Origin of the sequence: Nocardioides sp. SR21 (assembly GCF_022761125.1) — a bacterium.
Taxonomy (GTDB): Bacteria; Actinomycetota; Actinomycetes; order Propionibacteriales; family Nocardioidaceae; genus Nocardioides.
Map to the genome: position 1 here is coordinate 527,229 of NZ_JAKWJR010000001.1, position 21,719 is coordinate 548,947.

General features: G+C 71.5%; 17 protein-coding genes. 10 read left to right on the forward strand and 7 right to left on the reverse strand.

What is annotated here, in order from left to right; all coding sequences use genetic code 11:
- Positions 1-41 precede the first annotated feature (41 nt).
- On the forward strand, positions 42-1,664 hold the full coding sequence (gene groL / locus MJ604_RS02695) for a chaperonin GroEL (RefSeq protein WP_243056734.1): 1,623 nt from the start codon (positions 42-44) through the stop codon (positions 1,662-1,664).
- Between the two features lie 287 nt (positions 1,665-1,951).
- On the opposite strand, the gene MJ604_RS02700 is transcribed toward groL, so the two are convergent.
- From MJ604_RS02700 to MJ604_RS02710, 3 genes are read right to left on the reverse strand one after another with little or no spacing between them, the layout of a single operon-like run.
- A complete protein-coding gene (locus MJ604_RS02700) occupies positions 1,952-3,280 on the reverse strand; it encodes a hypothetical protein (RefSeq protein WP_243056735.1) in 1,329 nt (442 codons plus the stop codon).
- Positions 3,274-3,816 (reverse strand): SigE family RNA polymerase sigma factor, encoded by a 543-nt coding sequence (locus tag MJ604_RS02705; RefSeq protein WP_243056736.1) that lies wholly within the window; start codon positions 3,814-3,816, stop codon positions 3,274-3,276. Before MJ604_RS02705 ends, MJ604_RS02700 begins: the two co-directional genes overlap by 7 nt.
- Positions 3,817-3,832: 16 nt before the next feature.
- The gene (locus MJ604_RS02710) at positions 3,833-5,308 is read right to left on the reverse strand and encodes a hypothetical protein (protein ID WP_243056737.1); all 1,476 of its coding nucleotides are present in this window, start codon (positions 5,306-5,308) and stop codon (positions 3,833-3,835) included.
- Positions 5,309-5,378: 70 nt separating this feature from the next.
- On the opposite strand from MJ604_RS02710, the gene MJ604_RS02715 reads away from it, so the two are divergent.
- Together MJ604_RS02715 and guaB are read left to right on the forward strand one after the other, a co-directional pair.
- On the forward strand, positions 5,379-6,224 hold the full coding sequence (locus tag MJ604_RS02715; RefSeq protein WP_243056738.1) for a GNAT family N-acetyltransferase: 846 nt from the start codon (positions 5,379-5,381) through the stop codon (positions 6,222-6,224).
- Between the two features lie 26 nt (positions 6,225-6,250).
- Positions 6,251-7,753, forward strand: a complete 1,503-nt coding sequence (gene guaB, locus MJ604_RS02720) for an IMP dehydrogenase (protein WP_243056739.1) — start codon at positions 6,251-6,253, stop codon at positions 7,751-7,753.
- Here guaB and MJ604_RS02725 read toward each other — a convergent pair.
- From MJ604_RS02725 to MJ604_RS02735, 3 genes are read right to left on the reverse strand one after another with little or no spacing between them, the layout of a single operon-like run.
- On the reverse strand, positions 7,750-9,816 hold the full coding sequence (locus MJ604_RS02725; RefSeq protein WP_243056740.1) for a hypothetical protein: 2,067 nt from the start codon (positions 9,814-9,816) through the stop codon (positions 7,750-7,752). The genes guaB and MJ604_RS02725 overlap by 4 nt on opposite strands.
- Before the next feature lie 48 nt (positions 9,817-9,864).
- Entirely contained in the window at positions 9,865-11,130 is a 1,266-nt protein-coding gene (locus MJ604_RS02730) for a hypothetical protein (RefSeq protein WP_243056741.1), read from the reverse strand.
- On the reverse strand, positions 11,127-11,621 hold the full coding sequence (locus MJ604_RS02735; RefSeq protein WP_243056742.1) for a SigE family RNA polymerase sigma factor: 495 nt from the start codon (positions 11,619-11,621) through the stop codon (positions 11,127-11,129). The genes MJ604_RS02730 and MJ604_RS02735 overlap by 4 nt, the downstream gene beginning before the upstream one ends.
- Before the next feature lie 73 nt (positions 11,622-11,694).
- On the opposite strand from MJ604_RS02735, the gene MJ604_RS02740 reads away from it, so the two are divergent.
- Together MJ604_RS02740 and MJ604_RS02745 are read left to right on the forward strand one after the other, a co-directional pair.
- Positions 11,695-12,801 (forward strand): GuaB3 family IMP dehydrogenase-related protein, encoded by a 1,107-nt coding sequence (locus MJ604_RS02740; protein WP_243056743.1) that lies wholly within the window; start codon positions 11,695-11,697, stop codon positions 12,799-12,801.
- Complete coding sequence (locus MJ604_RS02745; RefSeq protein WP_243056744.1) at positions 12,798-13,586, forward strand: carbon-nitrogen hydrolase family protein; 789 nt, start codon at positions 12,798-12,800, stop codon at positions 13,584-13,586. The genes MJ604_RS02740 and MJ604_RS02745 overlap by 4 nt, the downstream gene beginning before the upstream one ends.
- 182 nt (positions 13,587-13,768) lie before the next feature.
- On the opposite strand, the gene MJ604_RS02750 is transcribed toward MJ604_RS02745, so the two are convergent.
- On the reverse strand, positions 13,769-14,905 hold the full coding sequence (locus MJ604_RS02750) for a CapA family protein (protein ID WP_243056745.1): 1,137 nt from the start codon (positions 14,903-14,905) through the stop codon (positions 13,769-13,771).
- Between the two features lie 71 nt (positions 14,906-14,976).
- Between MJ604_RS02750 and MJ604_RS02755 the strand changes: the two genes are divergently transcribed.
- From MJ604_RS02755 to MJ604_RS02775, 5 genes are all read left to right on the forward strand, one after another.
- Positions 14,977-16,704, forward strand: a complete 1,728-nt coding sequence (locus MJ604_RS02755; protein ID WP_243056746.1) for a glycerol-3-phosphate dehydrogenase/oxidase — start codon at positions 14,977-14,979, stop codon at positions 16,702-16,704.
- A 118-nt stretch (positions 16,705-16,822) separates the two neighbouring features.
- On the forward strand, positions 16,823-17,959 hold the full coding sequence (locus tag MJ604_RS02760) for a phosphotransferase family protein (protein WP_243056747.1): 1,137 nt from the start codon (positions 16,823-16,825) through the stop codon (positions 17,957-17,959).
- A 70-nt stretch (positions 17,960-18,029) separates the two neighbouring features.
- Positions 18,030-19,136 carry a hypothetical protein gene (locus MJ604_RS02765; protein ID WP_243056748.1) on the forward strand — a complete coding sequence of 369 codons (1,107 nt, stop codon included), beginning with the start codon at positions 18,030-18,032 and terminating at the stop codon, positions 19,134-19,136.
- 16 nt (positions 19,137-19,152) lie between these two features.
- The gene (locus tag MJ604_RS02770) at positions 19,153-20,595 is read left to right on the forward strand and encodes an aldehyde dehydrogenase (RefSeq protein WP_243056749.1); all 1,443 of its coding nucleotides are present in this window, start codon (positions 19,153-19,155) and stop codon (positions 20,593-20,595) included.
- Complete coding sequence (locus MJ604_RS02775) at positions 20,592-21,680, forward strand: TIGR03857 family LLM class F420-dependent oxidoreductase (RefSeq protein WP_243056750.1); 1,089 nt, start codon at positions 20,592-20,594, stop codon at positions 21,678-21,680. The genes MJ604_RS02770 and MJ604_RS02775 overlap by 4 nt, the downstream gene beginning before the upstream one ends.
- Positions 21,681-21,719: the final 39 nt, after the last annotated feature.

Below are 21,719 nucleotides of genomic sequence, written 5' to 3' on the forward strand. Positions count from 1 at the left end.
AGCCCTGAGGCGGACGACCCGAACTCGTTAGAGGAGCAGTAATGCCGAAGATCCTGGAGTTCGACGAGAACGCCCGCCGCGCGCTCGAGCGCGGCGTCGACGCCCTCGCCAACGCCGTCAAGGTCACGCTGGGCCCGAAGGGCCGCTACGTCGTCCTCGACAAGAAGTGGGGCGCGCCGACCATCACCAACGACGGTGTGACCGTCGCGCGTGAGATCGAGCTCGACGACCCGTTCGAGAACCTCGGTGCGCAGCTGACCAAGGAAGTCGCCACCAAGACCAACGACATCGCCGGTGACGGCACCACCACCGCCACCGTGCTCGCCCAGGCGATGGTCCACGAGGGTCTGCGCGCGGTCGCCGCCGGCGCGAACCCGATGGGTCTGAAGCGGGGCATGGACGCCGCGGCCGAGGCCGTCGGCGACGCGCTCAAGGAGGCCGCCCGCGAGGTGGAGTCCGTCGAGGACATGGCGTCGGTCGCCACGATCTCGAGCCGCGACAGCCACATCGGCGACCTGCTCTCGCAGGCCTTCGACAAGGTCGGCAAGGACGGTGTCATCACCGTCGAGGAGTCCAACACCATGGGCACCGAGCTCGACTTCACCGAGGGCATGCAGTTCGACAAGGGCTACCTGTCGCAGTACTTCGTGACCGACCCCGAGCGGATGGAGGCCGTCCTCGACGACCCGTACATCCTGCTGCACCAGGGCAAGATCTCGGCCGTCGCCGAGCTGCTTCCCCTGCTGGAGAAGGTCATCTCGACCGGCAAGCCGCTGTTCATCCTCGCCGAGGACGTCGAGGGCGAGGCGCTCTCGACCCTGGTCGTCAACAAGATCCGCGGCACGTTCAACGCCGTCGCGGTGAAGAGCCCGGCGTTCGGTGACCGCCGCAAGTCGATGATGCAGGACATCGCGACCCTGACCGGTGGTCAGGTCATCGCCCCCGAGGTCGGCCTCAAGCTCGACCAGGTCGGCCTCGAGGTCCTCGGCCAGGCGCGTCGCGTCGTCATCACCAAGGACGACACCACGATCGTCGACGGTGCCGGTGACCCGAAGGACGTCGAGGGTCGCGTCAACCAGATCAAGGGCGAGATCGAGTCCACCGACTCCGACTGGGACCGCGAGAAGCTCCAGGAGCGCCTCGCGAAGCTGGCCGGCGGCGTCTGCGTCATCAAGGTCGGCGCGCACACCGAGGTGGAGCTCAAGGAGAAGAAGCACCGCATCGAGGACGCCGTCTCCGCGACGCGCGCCGCGATCGAGGAGGGCATCGTCCCCGGCGGTGGCTCCGCGCTCATCCACGCGGTCTCGGTGCTGTCCGACGACCTCGGCCTGACCGGCGACGAGGCGGTCGGCGTGCGCATCGTGCGCAAGTCCGCCGACGAGCCGCTGCGCTGGATCGCCGAGAACGGCGGTGAGAACGGCTACGTCGTCACCACCAAGGTCCGCGAGCTCGGCGTCGGCAACGGCTACAACGCCGCCACCGGCGAGTACGGCGACCTGGTCGCCCAGGGCGTGCTCGACCCGGTCAAGGTGACCCGCTCCGCGCTGATCAACGCCACCTCGATCGCGGGCATGCTGCTCACGACCGAGACGCTGATCGTCGACAAGCCCGAAGAGGAAGAGGCCGCTCCGGCCGCTGGCCACGGCCACGGCCACGGTCACTAGGGGCGCTCAGCCCGAGCTTGCGAGGGCCTGAGAGTCACGCGCTGGGTCGAGTAGCCCCGCGACCGACGAACGAGGTCGCGCCGGGTGATTCGAGACCAGATCGATCCTGAACAAAGCGAAGGCCCCCACCCGGATCCGGGTGGGGGCCTTCGCCTTGTCTGGTCGTTCGAGCCGTCGCGGTTCCACCATGTGATGCAGTCGAACCTGCACTTCTCATGGTGTGCACGCCATGAGAAGTGCAGGTTCGCCCACTGAACATGGTGAAACTGCGACGGCGACCCCCCGCGTCAGTCCAGCAGCTCGCCGACGTACTGGGTGGCGCCCTTGCCGTGGTTCACCGGCGTGTGCCAGGCGAACTGGCCGGGCTGGCCGGTGGCGCCACCCAGGCCCCAGGACGACACGGCGTCGCTGATCCGCAGGAACCGGCCGGACTCGAGGTCGTAGACGTAGGTTCCGGTCCGGTCGTCGCCCGGCGCGCCCATCAGGTCGATGTTGACGACGTCGCTCCCGGGCGGGAGCCAGCCGCTGATGCCGTCGTCCTGCAGGGTCACCACCTGCTCGCCGTCGGTGCTGACGATCTGCACCCGGTCGTCACGACCGGACGCGTAGGTGCCGCAGTACTCGCCCATCACGATCCGGTCGCCGGAGGCGCCGAAGCTCAGCAGGTTGCACCGGTCGCCGACCTCGGGGTCGAACGAGGACTCCTCGCCGGTGGCGAGGTCGCGGACGTGCATCATCCCGGCGTCGCCGGTCCGGTCGGTCCACACCATCGCGGTGTCGGTGAAGGCGACGTCGCCGACGACCAGGCCCTCGTCACGCACGTCCGCGGTGTCGGTGAGCGAGACCGACCAGAGGTGGTAGGTGTCGCCCTCGAAGTCGGCGTCGTCCGCCTCGCCGTCCGGACCCGTCGGCCAGCCGCCCTCCGGGGGCCGGCCCTGGGTCGCGATGACGCGGACGTAGAGCCGATCGTCCGGCCCGGCGACCGCCCGCGGGAAGTCGACCTGCGGGAGCCCGGGCCAGGTCAGCGTGCTCCACTCGCCCGCGGCGCGGTCGAAGGCGTGCGCCCGCATCTCGCCGGCGAGACCGTTGCGCAGCGAGAGCAGCACCAGCCGGTCGGCGCTCAGGTCGGCCGGCCAGGTCTGGTCCTGGCCGACGCCTTCGAGCTCGGGGAGCCAGTCCTTGTCGCCGGTCGCGGGGTCCATCAGGGCGAACCGCGGGCGCCACTGGCCCGTCCGCGGGCCGTCGCGGAACAGGATCTTGCCGTCGTCGGTGACCCCGTCGAGGTACTGCCCGTTGTCGTTGTCCAGGTTGTCGTTCGTGTGGGACGCCAGCTGGCGGTAGTCGCGTCCCTCGACCCCCGCGGTGGCGTCCGCCAGGGTGATCGTGGGCGCCTCCGGTCGCGGCCGCGCGGCTGCCTGCTCGGGCGGCGTGCCGCTCGGCAGCAGGGAGGCACCGACGGCGATCACCCCGACCGCGGCGACGGCGCCCACACCGGTGCGGACCCGCCGGGAGCGCACGCGGCGGCGTCCGGCGTCGACCAGGGAGTCCACGTCGAGGTGGTCGGGCGGGGGAGCGGCGACGTTCTGTCGCATCAGGTCCTTCAGGTCGTTCACCACGGCAGGTTCCTCTCTCCGGCCACGACGAGCTCGTCGCGGGAGGCGTCCTCGAACATGGCCCGCAGCGAGGCGAGCGCACGTGAGGTCTGGCTCTTGACGGTTCCTTCGCTGCACCGCAGCACGGTGGCGGTCTCGCGGACATCGAGCTCCTCGAAGTACCGCAGCACCACGCAGGCGCGTTGCCGCTGGGGCAGCTGGGCGAGCGCTGCCATCAGCGCCGCCCGATCGGCGACCGCACCGGCGACGTCCTCGCCGCTGGCCCGGTCGGGGTGTTCGGACGTCGGTCGCTCGGTGCTCGACCGCTTGCGGCTGGCGTCCAGGAACGCGCTGACCACGGCCTTGCGGGCATAGGCCAGCTCGCCGCCGTGACGGACCAGCCGCGGCCAGGCGACGTACACCCGGATCAGGCCTTCTTGGACATGGTCGGCGGCGCGTTCCCAGTCACCGCACAGGAGGTACGCCGTGTTCCGCAGCCGGCTCCGGCTGGCGGCGGCGAACTCCGTGAAGGCTGCGTCTGCGCCCGAGTCGCGTCTCATGACTGGTGAAACGAGGTCAGCCGCAGTTCGGTTGCACGGCCGGTCTCTCGAGATCGCGCAGCACGTAGACCGGCTGCTCGTTGCAGGTCGTGCCGTTCTCGACGTAGCGCTCCGCGACGACCTGTTCCAGCTCGTCGACGCCGTCCTCGGACCAGGCGCCGAAGTCGACCCACTCGACCAGCCACACGGGCGCATCCGCTCCGGCGAGGAGCTCGCGCAGGTCGTCGTACCCGGGATCGCGGGTGCGCATCGGCAGGCTCCACAGGTAGGGGTACGGCGACGCCATCGCGCTCTCCCGCTGGAGGTCGGCGCGCCCCCCGAACACGACCAGCGTGTCGCCGGGCTCGGCCGCCTCGGCGAGCGCCTGCCCGGTGTCCACCTCGTCGAACTCCTGCTGCCCGGTGGCGTTCCACGCCAACCAGAACACCATCGCCGCACCGGCCGACGCCAGTGCGAAGAGCACGATCCCGCGCATCGTGCGGCCCGGCCGGTCGTCGCGGCCCGCGACCAGCGCGGTGCACAGCGCGGCCGCCGGGATCAGCGGGATCAGGTAGTCCTGCCAGAAGCTGCCGCCCGCGACGAGCGCCGCCACGTCGACGACCGCGACCGCGAGAGCGGCCGCGGTGACCGGCGGGTCCTCGCGCCACAGCCGGCGCAGGTGCGCGACGAGTCCGCCGAGCACCGCGACCAGGCCGGTCGCGACCGCGATCGCGAGCAGCAGCCAGGCGCGTCGTACCGGTGCGTCCGCCGCGCCGTCGGCGATCACGCCCGCCGCGGCGGCTCGGAAGCCGTAGACCGTGTCCCACAGCGTGTCGAGCCGGACGCCGGCCGCCTCGGCCCACCCGATCGTCGCCAGCACCGGTACGGCGGCGCCGGCCAGCCCGGCGGCGGCGAGCAGCGCCGTGGTGCGGCCGGACAGCCGGCCGGTCGTCCAGGAGACGAGCAGGAGCACGCCCGCGAACACCAGCCCGGTCACGAGGTTCTGCTTGAGCCCGACCGCGAGGGACGCGGCCGCGCCGGCGGCGAGCGCCAGCGGCCACGAGCTCCGGCGTACGGCGAGCAACGTCAGCAGCAGGCTGCCGAGCACGAAGGGGAGCGCCAGCAGCTCGCCCTTGACCGCGACGATGTCGATCATCGGGTTCGAGAGCAGCGCGGCGGTGAGGATCGCGGTCCACGTCGTCGCCCGCGGGCCGCTGATGGTGCCGGCCAGCCCGGCGGCGAGCAGCACCGCGAGCCCGGCCACCAGGGCGCCGAGGATCCGCAACGTGGTCACGCCGCCCAGCGCGTCGACGGCGCCGAACACGGCGACGAGGAGCGGCGGCCGGTCGACCCAGTACGGGCCGAACAGGCTGCCGGCGCTCGGGTCCCACGCGGAGGCGACGAGCAGGAACCCGGCCTCGTCCGCGCGCACGGGACGGGTCAGCGCGGGCAGCCGCGCGAGGATCGTGACGATCACCGCGACGGCCACGGGATAGCGCCGGAGGATCGTCACGCCCCAGAGCGTAAAGCGCCCGAAACAACAGGGACGCAACGGCGCAACGTCGCTGGTCCACGCTGACCCCATGTTGTGGAGAGTGCGTACGACGTTGCCCGACCGTCCCGGTGCGCTGGCCGCGCTGGCGACCGCCTGCGGCGAGGCCGGGGTCAACATCCTGGGGCTGCAGATCTTCCCGGGTGTCGAGGCGGTGACCGACGAGCTCGTGCTCAGCGCGCCCGACGACTGGACCGAGGCCGAGATCGCGGCGCTCGTGGGCCGGCCGATCACCGCCGCCCCGTGCACCGAGGCCGCGCTGCTCGACCAGCCCACCCGCTACGTGCAGGCGGCCCGGGCGATGCTCACGCAGCCCGCGTCGTTCCCCGAGGTCGCGGCCCGGCTGTTCGACGCCGAGGCCGGCGCGGCGAACGAGCAGGACGTGATGAGCCTGCTGGTCGGCGACGTCCAGGTGCAGGTCAGCCGCGGTGCGCCGTTCACCGCCACCGAGCACGCCCGGGGTGCGGCGCTGGCCGAGCTGGTGTCCGACGTCCTCGCGCGCGACCACGCGGTGCCGACTCCCGACCGCCGGATGGGCGGTGGCGTCACCCCGGAGTACGTCGTCAGTGGTGCGATGGTCTCGGCGCTGGTCGACGGCGTCGCCGTGGGGCTGGCGACGGTCGCGCTGGACGGCGAGGTCACGCTGCGCGTCGACGCCGCCTGGCAGCGACGGGGCATCGGCACCCGGCTGCTGGTCGACGCGGCCCGGCTGGCCAACTTCCGCGGCATCGAGGAGATCGTGCTGACCACCCGTGCCGACAACCAGGCGGTGCTGCCGATGGTGATGGCCGCCGGCCTGCGCGGCCGGATCCGGATGGCCGGCAGCGCGCTGACCGTCCGGATCGGCGTACGGGACCTGAAGCCGCTGACCGTGTGACCCGGATCTCCCAGTAGGCTTGGGGGATGGAGGTTCCCGAGAAGTTCGAGGCCCTGGGCCTGACCTACGACGACGTCCTCCTGCTGCCGGGTCATTCCGACCTCGCGCCGTCGGACATCGACATGCGTACCCGGCTGACGCGTGAGATCACGCTCAACGTGCCGCTCGTCAGCGCCGCGATGGACACGGTCACCGAGTCGCGGATGGCGATCGCGATGGCCCGCCAGGGCGGCCTCGGCGTGCTGCACCGCAACCTCTCGATCGAGGACCAGGCCTACCAGGTCGACCTCGTGAAGCGGACCCAGACCGGGATCATCTCCAACCCGATCGTCATCGGCCCCGACGCGACCCTCGAGGAGCTCGACCAGCTCGCGGGCGAGTACCGCGTCTCGGGCTTCCCGGTGGTCGACGCCCAGAACCGGCTGCTCGGCATGATCACCAACCGCGACCTGCGCTTCACCCCGGTCGCGGAGTGGGCGACCACCAAGGTCGACGAGGTGATGACGCCGATGCCGCTGATCACCGGCGCCGCCGACATCAGCCGCGACGACGCGACCGTGCTGCTGCGCAAGCACAAGCGCGAGCGGCTCCCGCTGGTCGACGAGCAGGGCCACCTCGCGGGCCTCATCACCGTCAAGGACTTCGTCAAGGGCGAGCAGTTCCCCAACGCGTCGTACGACGGCGCCGGCCGGCTGATGGTCGGGGCGGCGATCGGCTACTTCGGCGACGCCTGGCAGCGCGCCACGACCCTCATCGAGGCCGGCGTCGACGTGCTCGTCGCCGACACCGCCCACGGCAACGTGCGGATGCTGCTCGACATGGTCACCCGCCTCAAGACCGACCCGGCCACCAAGCACGTCCAGGTCGTCGGCGGCAACGTCGCGACCAAGGAGGGCGCCCAGGCGTTCGTGGACGCGGGCGCGGACGCGGTCAAGGTCGGCGTCGGCCCGGGCTCGATCTGCACCACCCGCGTCGTCACCGGCGTCGGCGTGCCCCAGGTGACCGCGGTCCACGAGGCGTCGCTGGCCTGCAAGCCCGCCGGCGTCCCGGTGATCGCCGACGGCGGCCTCAAGTACTCCGGCGAGATCGCCAAGGCGCTGGTCGCCGGCGCCGACACCGTGATGGTCGGCTCGCTGCTCGCCGGCTGCGAGGAGTCGCCGGGCGAGCTGGTGTTCGTCAACGGCAAGCAGTTCAAGTCCTACCGCGGCATGGGCTCGCTGGGCGCGATGTCGAGCCGCGGCAAGAAGTCGTACTCCAAGGACCGCTACTTCCAGGCCGAGGTCACCAGCGACGACAAGATCGTCCCCGAGGGCATCGAGGGCCAGGTCGCCTACCGCGGCCCGCTCGCGGCGGTCGCGCACCAGCTCATTGGCGGCCTCACGCAGTCGATGTTCTACGTCGGCGCGCAGACCGTGGCCGAGCTGCAGGAGAAGGGTCGGTTCGTCCGGATCACCCAGGCCTCGCTGCAGGAGAGCCACCCCCACGGCGTGCAGATGACGGTCGAGGCGCCGAACTACTCCGGCCGCTAGCCCGAGAAGGCGTACCCCACCTGGTCGAGCGTGACCTTCGCCCGCTTGGTGAGCTGGACGACCAGCTTTGTCTGCGCGGCGATCGGCACCTCGAGCTGACGGGTGACCGTGCGCCGCTTGGGCACCTGGAGCGTCACGGTGCCGCGGCCCGCGGAGAGCTTCAGCGTCGTGCCGCGCTGCGCGCCTGACACCTTCACGTCGAGCAGCACGGACCCGGCGGGGTCGGGGAGCCCGAGGTCGATCCGCTTGGCGCCGACGAACGCCGCCGACAGCACCGCCTTCGGCGCGGGCCGCAAGCAGTCGGACACGTGCGCCTCGATCGTGTGCAGGCCGACGGTCGTCGACGTCCGGTCCATCAGCATCCCGCCCGCGGCCGCGCACCGGTAGCCGCCGGTGATGCTGCCGGCCTCGAGCACCACGACCCGGCGGCCGGCGGGGTACGACGTGTCGCCGATCGGCCGGAGCGTGCCCGACAGCGCCGCGTTGCCGGTGACGACCAGCCGCCCGGCCGCCTTCGGCTCGCTGCGCAGCAGCGCCAGCTCCGGTCGGTAGACGCCCGCCAGGTTCGTGGTGAGGTCGCCGTCGACGTCGAGCACGCCGGTCGGCCGCAGCTCGGCTGGGCCGGCGGGCAGGTCGCCGGTGATCGAGCCTTCGCCGGTGATGCGAGCACCGCTGACGAAGGTCGTCTCGGCCAGGTCCCACTCCGAGGCACCGGAGTGCTCGATCGTGCCCTGGCCGCCGAGATCGATCCAGCGCAGCACCGCGGGGTCGCCGTCGCCGGCGCCGATCTTCATCGTCCCGCCCTTCTGGACGGTGACCCGGCCGCTGTCGGTGCAGCAGCCGCCCGCGTCGATCGTGGCCCCGGCCGGGACCTCGAGGGTGGCGTCCTTCGGCACGCTCAGGCGCCCACCGCCGCCGATCACGCGGACCGTCGACCCGGGCGTGACCGTCAGGTCGCCGGCAGGGATGAGCGTTCCCGTCCGCTGCACCGTGGTCAGCGGCCCGGCCTCCGTCGAGGCCGGCACGCCGTCGCCGATCGTCAGCCGGCCCAGGAGCGTCGTACCCGCCAGGGTGACGGAGCCCTTGCCGACGATGCTGCCGACGCCGGAGACCTCGCTGTAGCGCCCGAGCCGGAGCCGGGTGTCGTCCGCGAGCGTCAGCTCCTCGCCGTCCTCGATGAACTTCATGCTGCTGTCGGGCAGCAGCGGGTGCTCGGGGTCGAAGCTGTCGCCGTCGGTCTCCTCGATGTTCACCACGCCTCCGCCCTTGATGGACGCGTCGCCGACGGTCCCGTTGACCGCGTGGCCACCGACGCGGATCGGGCCGCCGGTGATCTTCAGCGTGTTCCCCTCGGGGACGACGACGTCGCCGGCGAGGTCGATGCCGAGCTCCTCGAGGTGCGCGGTGTAGCCCGTCGCGCCGATGATCGAGAACACCTCGAGGGTGCCGTCGACGACGATCGTCGAGGTCTTCCCGCTGCAGCACCGGCTCCCGAGCACCTGGGCCGCCGGGTCGACCAGCAGCTTGCCGGTGCTGGCGATCCGCATGCTGCTGTCGAACATGAAGGTGAGCCACGGGTCGTCGGTGGCCGCCGGCCCGGTCATCAGCGACACCGTGCTGTTGATCGTGAGCACCTGGTCGCCGCCACCGCCGAAGCGCATCGGCGTCTGGCCCATCATGATGAACGACGGCATCGGGTCCAAGGGCGGCGCCGAGACCATCAGCCCGGTGTTGATGTCGCCGCCGTTCCACTGCAGGCTCCCGGTGATCACCTCACCCGGTCCGGACATCGACACCAGCCCGTCGGGGGAGCCGGTGACGGTGAGCATCGCGAGCTGGACGTCGGGGACCTCGGTGATCGTCGGCCGGGGCCCGTAGCCCAGCTGGACGGAGTCGCCGTTCTTGGGGATGCCTTCCGGCTCCCAGTTCTTGGGGTTGCCCCACACGGTGTTCTGCGTGCCGCGCCAGGTGTACGTCGTGGCCGCGTGAGCGGGCGCGACGGGGACGAGGAGGGCGGCGAGCAGCGTGCCGACGACGGTTCCGAGCAGCGTGACGGGGCGCATCTCCCGATCGTGGACCACCGAACCTCGCCGGGATAAGTCACTCCTGGGCTATTGACTCACGGGCCGGTACACGAGCAGGCGGGTCTGGGCGTCCGGCCCCGTGACGTCGACCTCGACCGTGTCCTCCCCGGCCAGCAGGACACCCATGTACATCCCCCCGGGACCCTGGGGCTCGTCCTGCGGCGGCGTGCCACCCCAGCCCTCCTCAGGTGCGCCGCGCCAGCCGATGGTCATCGAGAGGATGTCGGCGTAGGCCACCCCGATGTACACGTCGCCCTGCGACGTGTCCACGCTGAAGTCCTCGCCCGCCTCCCGGTCCAGGACCTCGTCGAGCTGCCAGGTGCGTCCGACCGCCTCGAGCACCGTCGGGTGGTCCGCGCCGAGCACCTCGGTCGTGGGCACGCCCTGCCGGTAGATGCCGAAGCCGAACGTGACGTCGACCCCGTCCGCCCGCGGCCCGTTCCTGCCCTGGGTGACGTAGACGGAGTAGTCGGGTCGCTCGGGGTCGGGCGATCCCAGCCAGTCCTGGTTGGCCGGGCCGGGGTCGCTGCCCTGGTCGAAGTCGGCACAGGGCATCCCGCCGTTGGTGCCTTCTGTGTGGAGCCACAGGTCGCTGGTCTCGGACCGGCAGAAGGGCGACACGTCCATGTCCCGGGTCAGGTCGGGTGCCTCGGCGGTCGCCTCGCCCCCGGCCTCGCCGAACGCCGCGGCGACGAGCTCCTGGTCGCCCCACTGCTGCCGGAAGACGACGCCGTCGTGCGCGACGCCCGGCGGGAGGTCGCCGTCGGGCGAGTAGACCGCCAGCTCCGCCCGGGCCGCGGCGGGTGCGTCCTCGAACTCGACCCGGAGGTCCGTCAGCACGTCCGTCGTCACGGGAGAGATCTGCTCGCCACCACGGACCCGCGCGATCGGCCAGTAGCCCGACCAGAGCGTCGCCTGTCCCGAGCCGAGGCCGGTGGCGACCAGCGTCACCGCCCGCGGGCCCCTGGACTCGTCGAGGTCGATCGTGCCGTCGGCCGAGGCCCTGACGGTGTCCGCGAGGCGGTAGCCGAACCCGTGCACCGACACCTCTGCGGGCACGTCCACGTCACCGAGCCCGGCCGGCTGGGGAGACTCGCCGCCGCGCACCAGGCCGACCGTCGCGGTCGCGACGACGAGCACGACGACGGCCGCCACGGCGACCGCCGCGGCGCGCCGGCGGCGTACCGTCCGGACGCGCGAGCGTACGGCGTCGGCGCGGACGAGCCGCTCGGTGTCGTCCAGCGCGTCCGTGTGCCGGTCGAGGGTGCTGCGGAGGTCGTCGATCGTGTTCATGAGCGGTCCTTGGTGGTCGTGCGCGCGAGTGCCGGGTCGATGCGCAGCTTCGCGAGCGCCTTGCTGGTCTGGCTCTTGACGGTTCCGTTGGAGATGCCGAGGGCGCGGGCCGTCTCCGCCTCGCTGAGGTCCTCGACGAACCGGAGCACGATCACCGCGCGCTGCCGGCGCGGCAGCCGGCCCATCGCGGTCCACAGGTCGTGCCGGTCGTCGGCGCCGTCCTCGCCGGTCGGCGTCTCGGGCAGGTCGGCGTACGCGTGCTCGCCGTTCCACTTCCGGCGCCACCACGACGAGAACGTGTTGACGAGGACCTTGCGGACGTACGGCTCCGGGTCGCCCTGGATCCGGGACCATGCGAACCACGCCTTGGTGAGCGCGGTCTGGAGGAGGTCCTCGGCGAGCGCATGGTCGTGGGTGAGCAGGTACGCCGTGCGTAGCAGGCCGGTCGACCGGGCCGCGACGAACTCGTCGAAGTCCGTCCTCGTCGTCACGCTGGCGTTCATACCCACTCCGACTGGCTGGGACGCCCGACAGGTTGCCCGGCGGTCTCGATAGAGTTGCGCGGTGAGCGACATCGAGATCGGCCGCGCCAAGCGGGCCCGGCACGCCTACTCCTTCGACGACATCGCGATCGTGCCCTCGCGGCGCACCCGCGACCCCGAGGAGGTCAGCACCGCCTGGCAGATCGACGCCTACCGTTTCGAGCTGCCGGTGCTCGCCGCCCCGATGGACTCCGTGATGTCCCCGGCGAGCGCGATCGCGCTGGGCCGCCTCGGCGGGCTCGGCGTGCTGAACCTCGAGGGCATCTGGACCCGTTACGAGGACCCGACCGACCTGCTCGAGGAGGTCGCCGGCCTCCAGGGCGCCGACGCGACCCGCCGGCTGCAGGAGATCTACACCGAGCCGGTCAAGGCCGAGCTGATCACCGAGCGGCTGCGCGAGATCCGCGAGTCCGGCGTGACCGTCGCCGGCTCGCTGTCGCCGCAGCGCACCAAGGAGTTCGCGAAGGCCGTGGTCGACGGCGGCGTGGACATGTTCGTGATCCGCGGCACGACCGTCTCGGCCGAGCACGTCTCCTCGCAGGCGGAGCCGCTGAACCTCAAGGAGTTCATCTACGAGCTCGACGTCCCGGTGATCGTCGGCGGCTGCGCGACCCACCAGGCCGCGCTGCACCTGATGCGCACCGGTGCGGCCGGCGTGCTGGTCGGCTTCGGCGGCGGCGCTGCCCACACCACGCGGACCGTCCTGGGGGTCGCCGTACCCATGGCCTCGGCGGTGGCCGACGTGGCTGCCGCGCGCCGCGACTACCTCGACGAGTCCGGCGGCCGCTACGTCCACGTGATCGCGGACGGCTCGATCGGCAAGTCCGGCGACATCGCCAAGGCGATCGCCTGCGGCGCCGACGCCGTGATGGTCGGCTCGCCGTTCGCGCGCGCCACCGACGCGCCCGGCCGCGGCTTCCACTGGGGCTCCGAGGCGCACCACCACACGCTGCCGCGCGGCATGCGGGTGGAGTTCGAGACCGTCGGCACCATCGAGGAGATCCTGTTCGGCCCGGCGCGGGTCGCCGACGGGACGATGAACCTCATCGGCGCGCTGCGCCGCTCGATGGCGACCACCGGCTTCACCGAGCTCAAGGACTTCCAGCGGGTCGAGGTCGTCGTCGAGTGAAGGTCGCGGCCGGCCAGGCGGCGTCGGTCTCCGGTGACGTCGCCGCGAACGTGCTCACCGCTGCCCGGCTGACCGGGCTCGCCGCCGCGCAGGAGGTCCGGCTGCTGGTGCTTCCGGAGGCGTTCCTGACCGGGTACGACGTCGCCGCGTTCGACGGCCCGCTGCCCGATGCCGCCGACCTGAACGGCTGGCTGGACCCGTTGCGCTCCGCCGCCGTCGCCGGCGGCGTCACGGTCGTGGCCGGCACCGCGCTGCGCCGCGAGGGCGAGCGCCGGCTGTCACAGGTCGTGGTGTGGCCCGACGGCACGGCGACCGCGCCGTACGACAAGCAGCACCTCGACGGGCTCGAGAAGGAGCTGTTCACCGCCGGTGACCACGGCACCTCGATCGAGGTCGAGGGCCTCGAGCTGGGCCTGTCGATCTGCTACGACGGCTGCTTCCCCGAGCACGCGGCCGCCGCGGCGCGCGACGGCGCCGTCGGCTACCTCAGCTCGTCGGCGTACTTCCCGGGAGGTGCCGACCGGCGCGACCTCTACTACCCCGCGCGGGCGCTGGAGAACGGCATGTACGTCGTCTTCTCCGGCCTCACCGGCCGCTGCGGCGCGTTCGAGTTCATCGGCGGCTCGGCCGTCTACGACCCCGAGGGCCGCCCGCTCGCGAAGCTCGGCACCGAGGAGGGCCTCGCGGTCGCGGACATCGACGTCGCGCTGGTCGAGCAGACGCGCGCGAGGCACACGATGTTCAGCGACCACCGGTCCTCGCTGGGCGCTCGGGTGCGGCTCTAGCCCGGAGGATGCTCGCGGCGGGACTGGTGGACGGTGCCCCGACTGCACGGATCGGTCGAGGCACCGCCTGCGAGGACTCCACCAGGCGTAACTGAGGGATCGTTGAGCGTTGCTCCACCAGCAGCCTGAGAGACCCGATCGTTGCGATTCCGTGACCAGGCGTGCCCGCTTGGTCGTGACCGCTAGTCCTCGACGAGGCCCTTGTTGCCGCCGAGCAGGTTCACGGCCTCACGGACCGATGCCAGCCGTTCGCCGGACGCGGGCCGGATCCGGATCGGGTGGCCGGGGGAGTAGTGGTTCCACTGGGTCGGGACGTACGCCGCACGGGTGACCTCGAAGCGCCCGCCGGGCCGCTCGGTGAACGTGAAGTCGACCGTGATGCCCTCGTAGGTGTCGACCCGGGTGGACTCGTTCTGCGCGATCTGGTTGCCCATCCCGTAGACGACCCACTTGCCGTTCACCTTCGTGATCGGCTGGACGACGTGCGCGTGCTCGCCGAGGACCACGTCGACGTCGGGCGAGGCGGTGAGCCGGTCGGCGAGGGCGAGCTGCTCGGCGTTGGGCTCGTGGACGTACTCGCTGCCCCAGTGGACGTGCACGACCACGATGTCGGCGCCCGCCTCGCGGGCGGCACGGGCCTGGGCGAGCAGGTTGTCGGCGTCCCACATCGAGACGGCGAACTCCTGGTCCTCCGGCATCACGAAGCCGTTGAGGCCGTAGGTGCCGGCCACGATGCCGACCTTCACCCCGGCGTCGGTGGTGAGGATGACCGGCTTGGTGCGCTCGCGCGGCGTACGGAACGTGCCGACGTGGGCGACCCCGTTGCGGTCGAGCAGGTCGGCGGTGGTGACCACGCCGTCGAAGCCCTTGTCCCAGCTGTGGTTGGACGCGGTGGTGCACGCGTCCCAGCCCATGCTGGCGATCCACGGCGCGATCGAGCGCGGGGCGGCGAAGACCGGGTACGACTCCGGGTGCTCGCCGACGCCGACGAACGGCACCTCGTTGTGACAGATCGCGAGGTCGGCGTCCTCGATGGTCGGCTTGAGTGCGGCGAACATCGAGTCCCAGTCGTAGTGGTCGCCGATGCCGGTGCTCTGGTGGTCCTCGGCCGCGCTGTACCAGACCGTGTTGTGCCAGAGCAGGTCACCGCCCATGACCAGCGACACCGTCCGGGAGCCTGGGTCGGCGGGCGTGTCCGGCTCCCCGGCAGGGATCTGCGTCGGTGGCTCCGCGACGGCCTCGCCGACGATCGCCGGCGCTTCGGTGCAGCCGGTCGCGGCGAGGACGAGTACTGCCGCCAGCGCGACCAGCTTCTTCACGCCTCCATTGAACCGGCTCCGCCTGAACGGCGTCTGGACATTGGCCAACCAGCGTTTGCGAGACTGGACACATGAGCCCGTCAAGCGCGCTGAGTCCGCAAGCACGGGACGTGGCCCTCGCCACGATGCAGGGTCTCTCGGGACAGGGGGAGCTCGACGTGCTCGTGGTCGGCGGCGGGGTCGTCGGCGCCGGCACCGCGCTCGACGCCGTCACCCGTGGCCTCAACACCGGCCTGCTCGAGCAGCGTGACCTCGCCAGCGGCACCAGCAGCCGCAGCAGCAAGCTGATCCACGGCGGCCTGCGCTACCTCGAGATGCTCGACTTCGGCCTGGTCCGCGAGGCGCTCCAGGAGCGGGGCCTGCTGCTCACCCGGCTCGCGCCGCACCTGGTGCGCCCGGTCCCGTTCCTCTACCCGCTCACGCACCGCGGCTGGGAGCGGCCGTACGTCGGCGCGGGGCTCGCCCTCTACGACGGCATGGCGATGGTGGGGAAGTCCGAGATGGGGGTGCCGCGGCACCGGCACCTGCTCCGCCGCCAGGTCGCGCGCATCGCGCCGGACTTCAAGACCGAGGCGATCGCCGGCGCGATCAAGTACTACGACTGCCAGGTCGACGACGCGCGGCTGGTGATGACGATCGCCCGTACCGCCGCGGCGCACGGCGCGCACGTCGCGACCCGGGTCCGCGTCGACGGGTTCCTGCGCGAGGGCGAGCGCGTGGTCGGCGTACGCGCGACCGACCTCGAGACCCAGGACGAGTTCGAGGTCCGCGCTCGCGTCGTCATCAACGCCGCCGGCGTCTGGACCGACGAGATCCAGGAGATGGTGGGCGGCCGCGGGTCGCTGCACGTCCAGGCGAGCAAGGGCATCCACCTGGTGGTGCCGCGCGACCGGATCCGCTCCGAGGCGGGCTTCATCGTCCGCACCGAGAAGTCCGTGCTGTTCGTCATCCCGTGGGGCCGGCACTGGATCATCGGCACCACCGACACCCCGTGGAGCCTCGACAAGGCGCACCCGGCGGCGTCGAAGGCCGACATCGACTACGTGCTCGGCCACGTCAACGCGATCCTGCGCGAGCCGCTCGACCACGAGGACGTCGAGGGCGTGTACGCCGGCCTGCGCCCGCTGCTGTCCGGCGAGTCCGAGCCGACGTCGCGGATCTCGCGCGAGCACACGGTGGTCACGCCGGTGCCCGGCCTGGTGATGATCGCCGGTGGCAAGCTCACGACGTACCGCGTGATGGGCAAGGACGCCGTCGACGCGGCCGCCCACTCGCTGAAGACCACCGTGAACCTCACCACCCGCGACTCGATCACGCACCGGGTGCCGCTGGTCGGCGCGGCCGACTGGGAGACCCGCACCAACCAGCGGGTGATGCTGGCGCGCCGCTCCGGCCTCCACGTCGCGCGCATCGACCACCTGCTCGGGCGGTACGGCGGGCTCGTCGACGACCTGCTCGCGCTGGTCGCCGACCGGCGCCACCTGGCGCTGCCGCTCGAGGGCGCCGAGGACTACCTGGCCGCCGAGGTCGTCTACGCCGTCACCCACGAGGGCGCCCGGCACCTCGACGACCTGCTGACCCGGCGGACGCGCATCTCGATCGAGACGTTCGACCGCGGCGTCGCCGCAGCGCCGCACGTCGCGAGGCTGATGGCCGAGGAGCTCGGCTGGGACGACGCCCGCACGGCCGACGAGGTCGACCACTACCGGCGCCGGGTCGAGGCCGAGCGCCGCAGCCAGCGCCAGACCACCGACCAGGAGGCCGACGAGGCCCGGGTCAGCGTCTCCGACATCGTGTGAGGCGTCGCCGCGACGCTATTTGACATCCGTCAAGATTCCCGGCGTCCGCCGTTGACAACTAGAACACGTTCCACCCATGCTGAGAGCCACGTCACAGCAGATCCTTTGGGAGGGGAACGTGACCCAGGCACCACCGCCGGCCGACCTGAAGATGCAGCGTTCGAGCCGGGACGCAACGACGCTTCCCGATCGACTCGCCGGATGGCTGGCCACGGTGCTGCCTGACGGCGCCGACCCCGTTGTCACGATGCACAGCGGGGTCGACGCCAACGGGATGTCGTCCGAGACGCTCATCCTCGACGTCGACTGGACCGAGAACGGCGCCCGGCAGCACGGCGAGTTCGTCGCCCGCGTCGCCCCGGCCGCTGAGGACCTGCCGGTGTTCGCGCACTACGAGCTCCAGGACCAGTACGACGCGATGAAGATCGTCGCCGAGCAGACGTCCGTCCCCGTGCCGACCGTGCGCTGGATGGAGCCGACCGGCGAGGTGCTCGGTACGCCGTTCTTCCTCATGGACCGCATCGACGGCGTCGTCCCCCAGGACGTGCTGCCCTACAACTTCGGCGACAACTGGCTGCACGACGCGAGTCGCGAGGACCAGCGTCGCCTGCAGGACAACAGCGTCAAGGTGCTCGCCGACCTGCACGCGATCGCGGACGCCGCCGCGACGTTCGACTTCCTCGACCCGGCCCGCCACGGCCACGCCGGCGAGACCCTGCTCGAGCGCAACCTGGCGCGCACCACGGAGTGGTACCAGTACGCCGTCGACGGCATCGGTCGCTCGCCGCTGGTCGAGCGCGCGCTCGCGTGGCTCGAGGCGAACATGCCGACCACCGACGAGACCGTGCTCTGCTGGGGCGACTCCCGCATCGGCAACATGATGTACCGCGACTTCGAACCGGTGGCCGTCCTCGACTGGGAGATGGCGGCGATCGGTCCGCGCGAGCTCGACGTGTCGTGGATGGCCTTCGCGCACAGCGTCTTCGAGTCGATCACCGGTGTCATGGGGATGCCGGGGATGCCGCACTTCATGCACGAGGACGACATGAAGGCGGAGTACGAGCGGATCACGGGCGTCACGCTCGGTGACCTCGAGTGGTACCACGTCTACAACGGCGTCCAGTGGTGCATCGTCTTCATGCGCACCGGCGCCCGGCAGATCCACTTCGGCGAGATCGAGAGGCCGGACGACATCGAGAGCCTCTTCCACTGCAAGCCGCTCATCGAGGGGCTCCTCCAGAAGGTCGGTGCCTAGCCATGAGCGAGCGCATCATCCAGGACAGCACGCGTGCCTCATGCGCGCACGGAGCGAAGCGAGGACGCGCATGAGCGACATCACGCCGCTGGACGAGTTCCCGCTGCACCAGGCGCCGCTGCCGATGGCGTACGCCAACAGCAGCGACCGGAACTTCTACGACCGCTGGTACTTCAACGCCCACGACCGCACCGGCGACATCTTCGTGATCATGGGCGCGGGGTACTACCCGAACCTCGGCACCAAGGACGCCTTCGTCCTGGTCGCGCGCAACGGCACGCAGACCGCCGTACACCTCTCGGACGCGATGGACCAGGACCGGTTGAACCCGCACATCGGGAACTTCCGAATCGAGGTCCTCGACCCTCTCAAGACGATCCGGCTGGTCCTCGAGGAGACCGACGGGATCGCGATGGACCTGACCTGGACCGGCACGTGTGACGTGATCCAGGAGCTCCCGCACGTGCTGCGCTCCGGCAGCCGGGTCACCCTCGACGCCCAGCGGTTCGCCCAGCTCGGTGCGTGGAGCGGCACGATCACCGTCGATGGCGACCAGATCGTCGTCGACCCCGAGACCTGGCTCGGCAGCCGCGACCGCTCGTGGGGCATCCGCCCGGTCGGCGAGGCCGAGCCCGCCGGCGCTCCGGCCACCCCGCCGTTCGAGGGCATGTGGTGGCTCTACCTCCCCCTGCAGTTCGAGGACTACGCGGTCTGCCTGATCATCCAGGAGGACCCGAACGGTCACCGGACCCTCAACGACTGCACCCGCGTCTTCAAGGACGGCCGGGTCGAGCAGCTCGGCTGGCCGCTGGTCGACATCCACTACACGTCCGGCACCCGCACGCCCACCGGCGCGACCGTCCGGTGCACCACGCCCGAGGGCAAGCCGCTCGTGCTCGAGGTCGAGTCCAGGCTCGCCGTACCCCTCCACGTCGGCGCTGGGTACGGCGGCGACCCGGACTGGATCCACGGCACGTGGAAGGGCCCGGACTTCACCGAGCGGGTCACCTACGACATGGACGACGACGCCGTGAAGGGCCGCTTCATGTTCGGCTGCGTCGACCACGTCGGTCGCGCGACCGCCGACGGCGTCGAGGGCTGGGGCCTGTTCGAGCACTTCAGCATCGGCCGCCACGACCCCTCCGGATTCACCGACTTCTTCAGCCTCGCTCCCTAGCTCCAGGAGACACCTCATGTCGCTCGACCGTTCCACGCTCTTCATCGACGGCGAGTGGGCGGCGCCCGCCTCGTCCGACACGATCCAGGTGGTGTCGCCGCACTCCGAGCAGGTGATCGCGACGGTGCCCGAGGGCACGACCACGGACATCGACGCCGCGGTCGCGGCCGCCCGGCGCGCGTTCGACTCCGGCCCGTGGTCGCGGATGTCGCCGGAGGAGCGGATCGAGATCGTGCAGAACTTCTCGAACCTGTACGCCGGCAAGCTCGGTGAGATGGCCGAGCTGATCACGCTCGAGATGGGCTCGCCGACGTCGTTCGCCAACCTCGCGCAGTCGCCCGCGCCGTGGATGCAGATCGAGGCGTTCCTCGGCATCGCGCGCGAGTTCCCGTGGGAGGAACGGCGTACCGGCGTGCTCGGCACCGACGTCGTCGTACGCCGGGAGCCGGTCGGCGTGGTCGCGGCGATCCCGCCGTGGAACGTCCCGCAGTTCACGATCATGTCCAAGGTGATCCCGGCGCTGCTGTCCGGCTCGACCGTCGTGGTGAAGCCGGCGCCGGAGACCCCGCTCGACACCTACCTGATGGCCGAGCTGCTGCTCGAGGCCGGCGTCCCAGCCGGTGTCGTGAACATCGTGGCCGGCGGCCGCGAGGTGGGCGCGCACCTCGTCGCGCACCCGGGCGTCGACAAGGTCGCGTTCACCGGGTCCACCGCGGCCGGCCGCAAGATCGCGGCGGTCTGCGGCGAGCAGCTCAAGCGGGTCTCGCTCGAGCTCGGCGGCAAGTCCGCGGCGATCGTCCTCGACGACGCCGACCTCGGCGCCGCCATGGAGGGCCTGAAGTTCACGGCCCTGATGAACTCCGGCCAGGCCTGCGTCGCGCAGACCCGGATCCTCGCCTCGCGCGCCAACTACGACAACGTGGTCAGCGCGCTGGCCGAGACCGTCTCGAAGATGCAGGTCGGCGACCCGATGGACCCGGCCACCGAGATCGGCCCGATGGTCGCGCAGCGGCAGCAGGAGCGGGTCGAGAAGTACATCGCGCTCGGCCAGGAGGAGGGCGCCCGCCTCGTCATCGGCGGCAACGGCATGCCCGACGGGCTGTCCTCGGGCTGGTACGTCCGCCCGACGGTCTTCGCCGACGTGGACAACGCGATGCGCATCGCGCAGGAGGAGATCTTCGGCCCCGTGCTGTCGGTCATCCCGTTCGACGACGTCGACGACGCGGTCCGTATCGCCAACGACTCGGAGTACGGCCTGGCCGGCACCGTGTGGACCGGCGACGTGGAGGCCGGCCTCGACGTCGCGCGCCAGGTCCGCACCGGCACGTACGGCGTGAACACCTACACGATGGACTTCTCCGCGCCGTTCGGCGGCTACAAGAACTCCGGCGTCGGCCGCGAGTTCGGCCCCGAGGGACTCGCGCACTACACCGAGCTGAAGTCGATCTACACGCCGTGAGCGAGCAGCTCAACGAGCTCGCCTACTACGCCATCACCCACCACCCCGCCGACGCGCGCAAGGTCTTCCCGGAGGCCACCGACGCGGAGGCGATGGGGCTGGGCTCGGCCATGATCAGCGAGCGGTTCACGGTCAAGGAGGCCGGCGTCCTCGCCGGCGCGATCGCGGGGCGGACGCCGTCGCTCGGGATCGCCTCGGCCGCGATCAACCACCACATGCGGCACCCGATCATCACGGCCACGATGGGCTCGACCCTGCACGCGATGACCGAGGGCCGCTACGCGATGTCGTTCGGCCGCGGCTCGACCGAGCACTGGAAGGCGATCGGCCAGCCGCTGGTCACCGAGGCCGTGCTGCGCGACTTCATCGGCCTGATGCGCCAGCTCTGGACCGACGGCTTCGTGCTCGACCACGACGGGCCGGCCGGGAAGTGGCCGGTGCTCCACAACCGCAGCGGCCTGGGCGAGGGCCCGCCGCTCGGCCTGGTCGCGGTCGGTCCGCGGACCATGGAGCTGGCCGGCGAGCTGTGCGACTTCGTCGTCATGCACACGTTCTTCTCCGAGCAGGCGACGCAGAGCTCCATCGAGGCGGTGCGCCGCGGCGCGGAGCGGGCCGGCCGGGACCCGGACGCCGTCCGCATCTGGTCGTGCCTGGCCGCCGTACCCGACGGGCTGTCGGAGGAGGACCAGCTCCGACGTGGGGTGGGTCGCCTGGTCACCTACTTCCAGGCGTACGGCGACACGCTCGTCTCCGTCAACGGCTGGGACCCGGGCGCCTGGGAGCGGCTCAAGACCTCCGAGGTGTTCACGACCGCCGCCGCGGCCGGGGCCATCGATGCCTCCGCCGACACCGAGACGCTGCTCCGGATCGCCGAGCTCGTGCCCGACGAGTGGCTGGCCGCGTCGGCCCGTGGCCTTGCCGAGGACGCGGCCGCCACGATCCAGCGCGAGCTGGAGCTCGGCTGCCACTCGGTGATCCTCCACGGCGCCGAGCCGCACGAGATCGCGCCGATGGTGTCCGCCTACCGGGACATCCGCAAGCCGCTCGCCCGACCGGTCGCCGTGAATCCCGGACTCTTCGCCTAGCTCGGTCGCCGCCTGTAACTCCGCCACCGGTGCCGGACA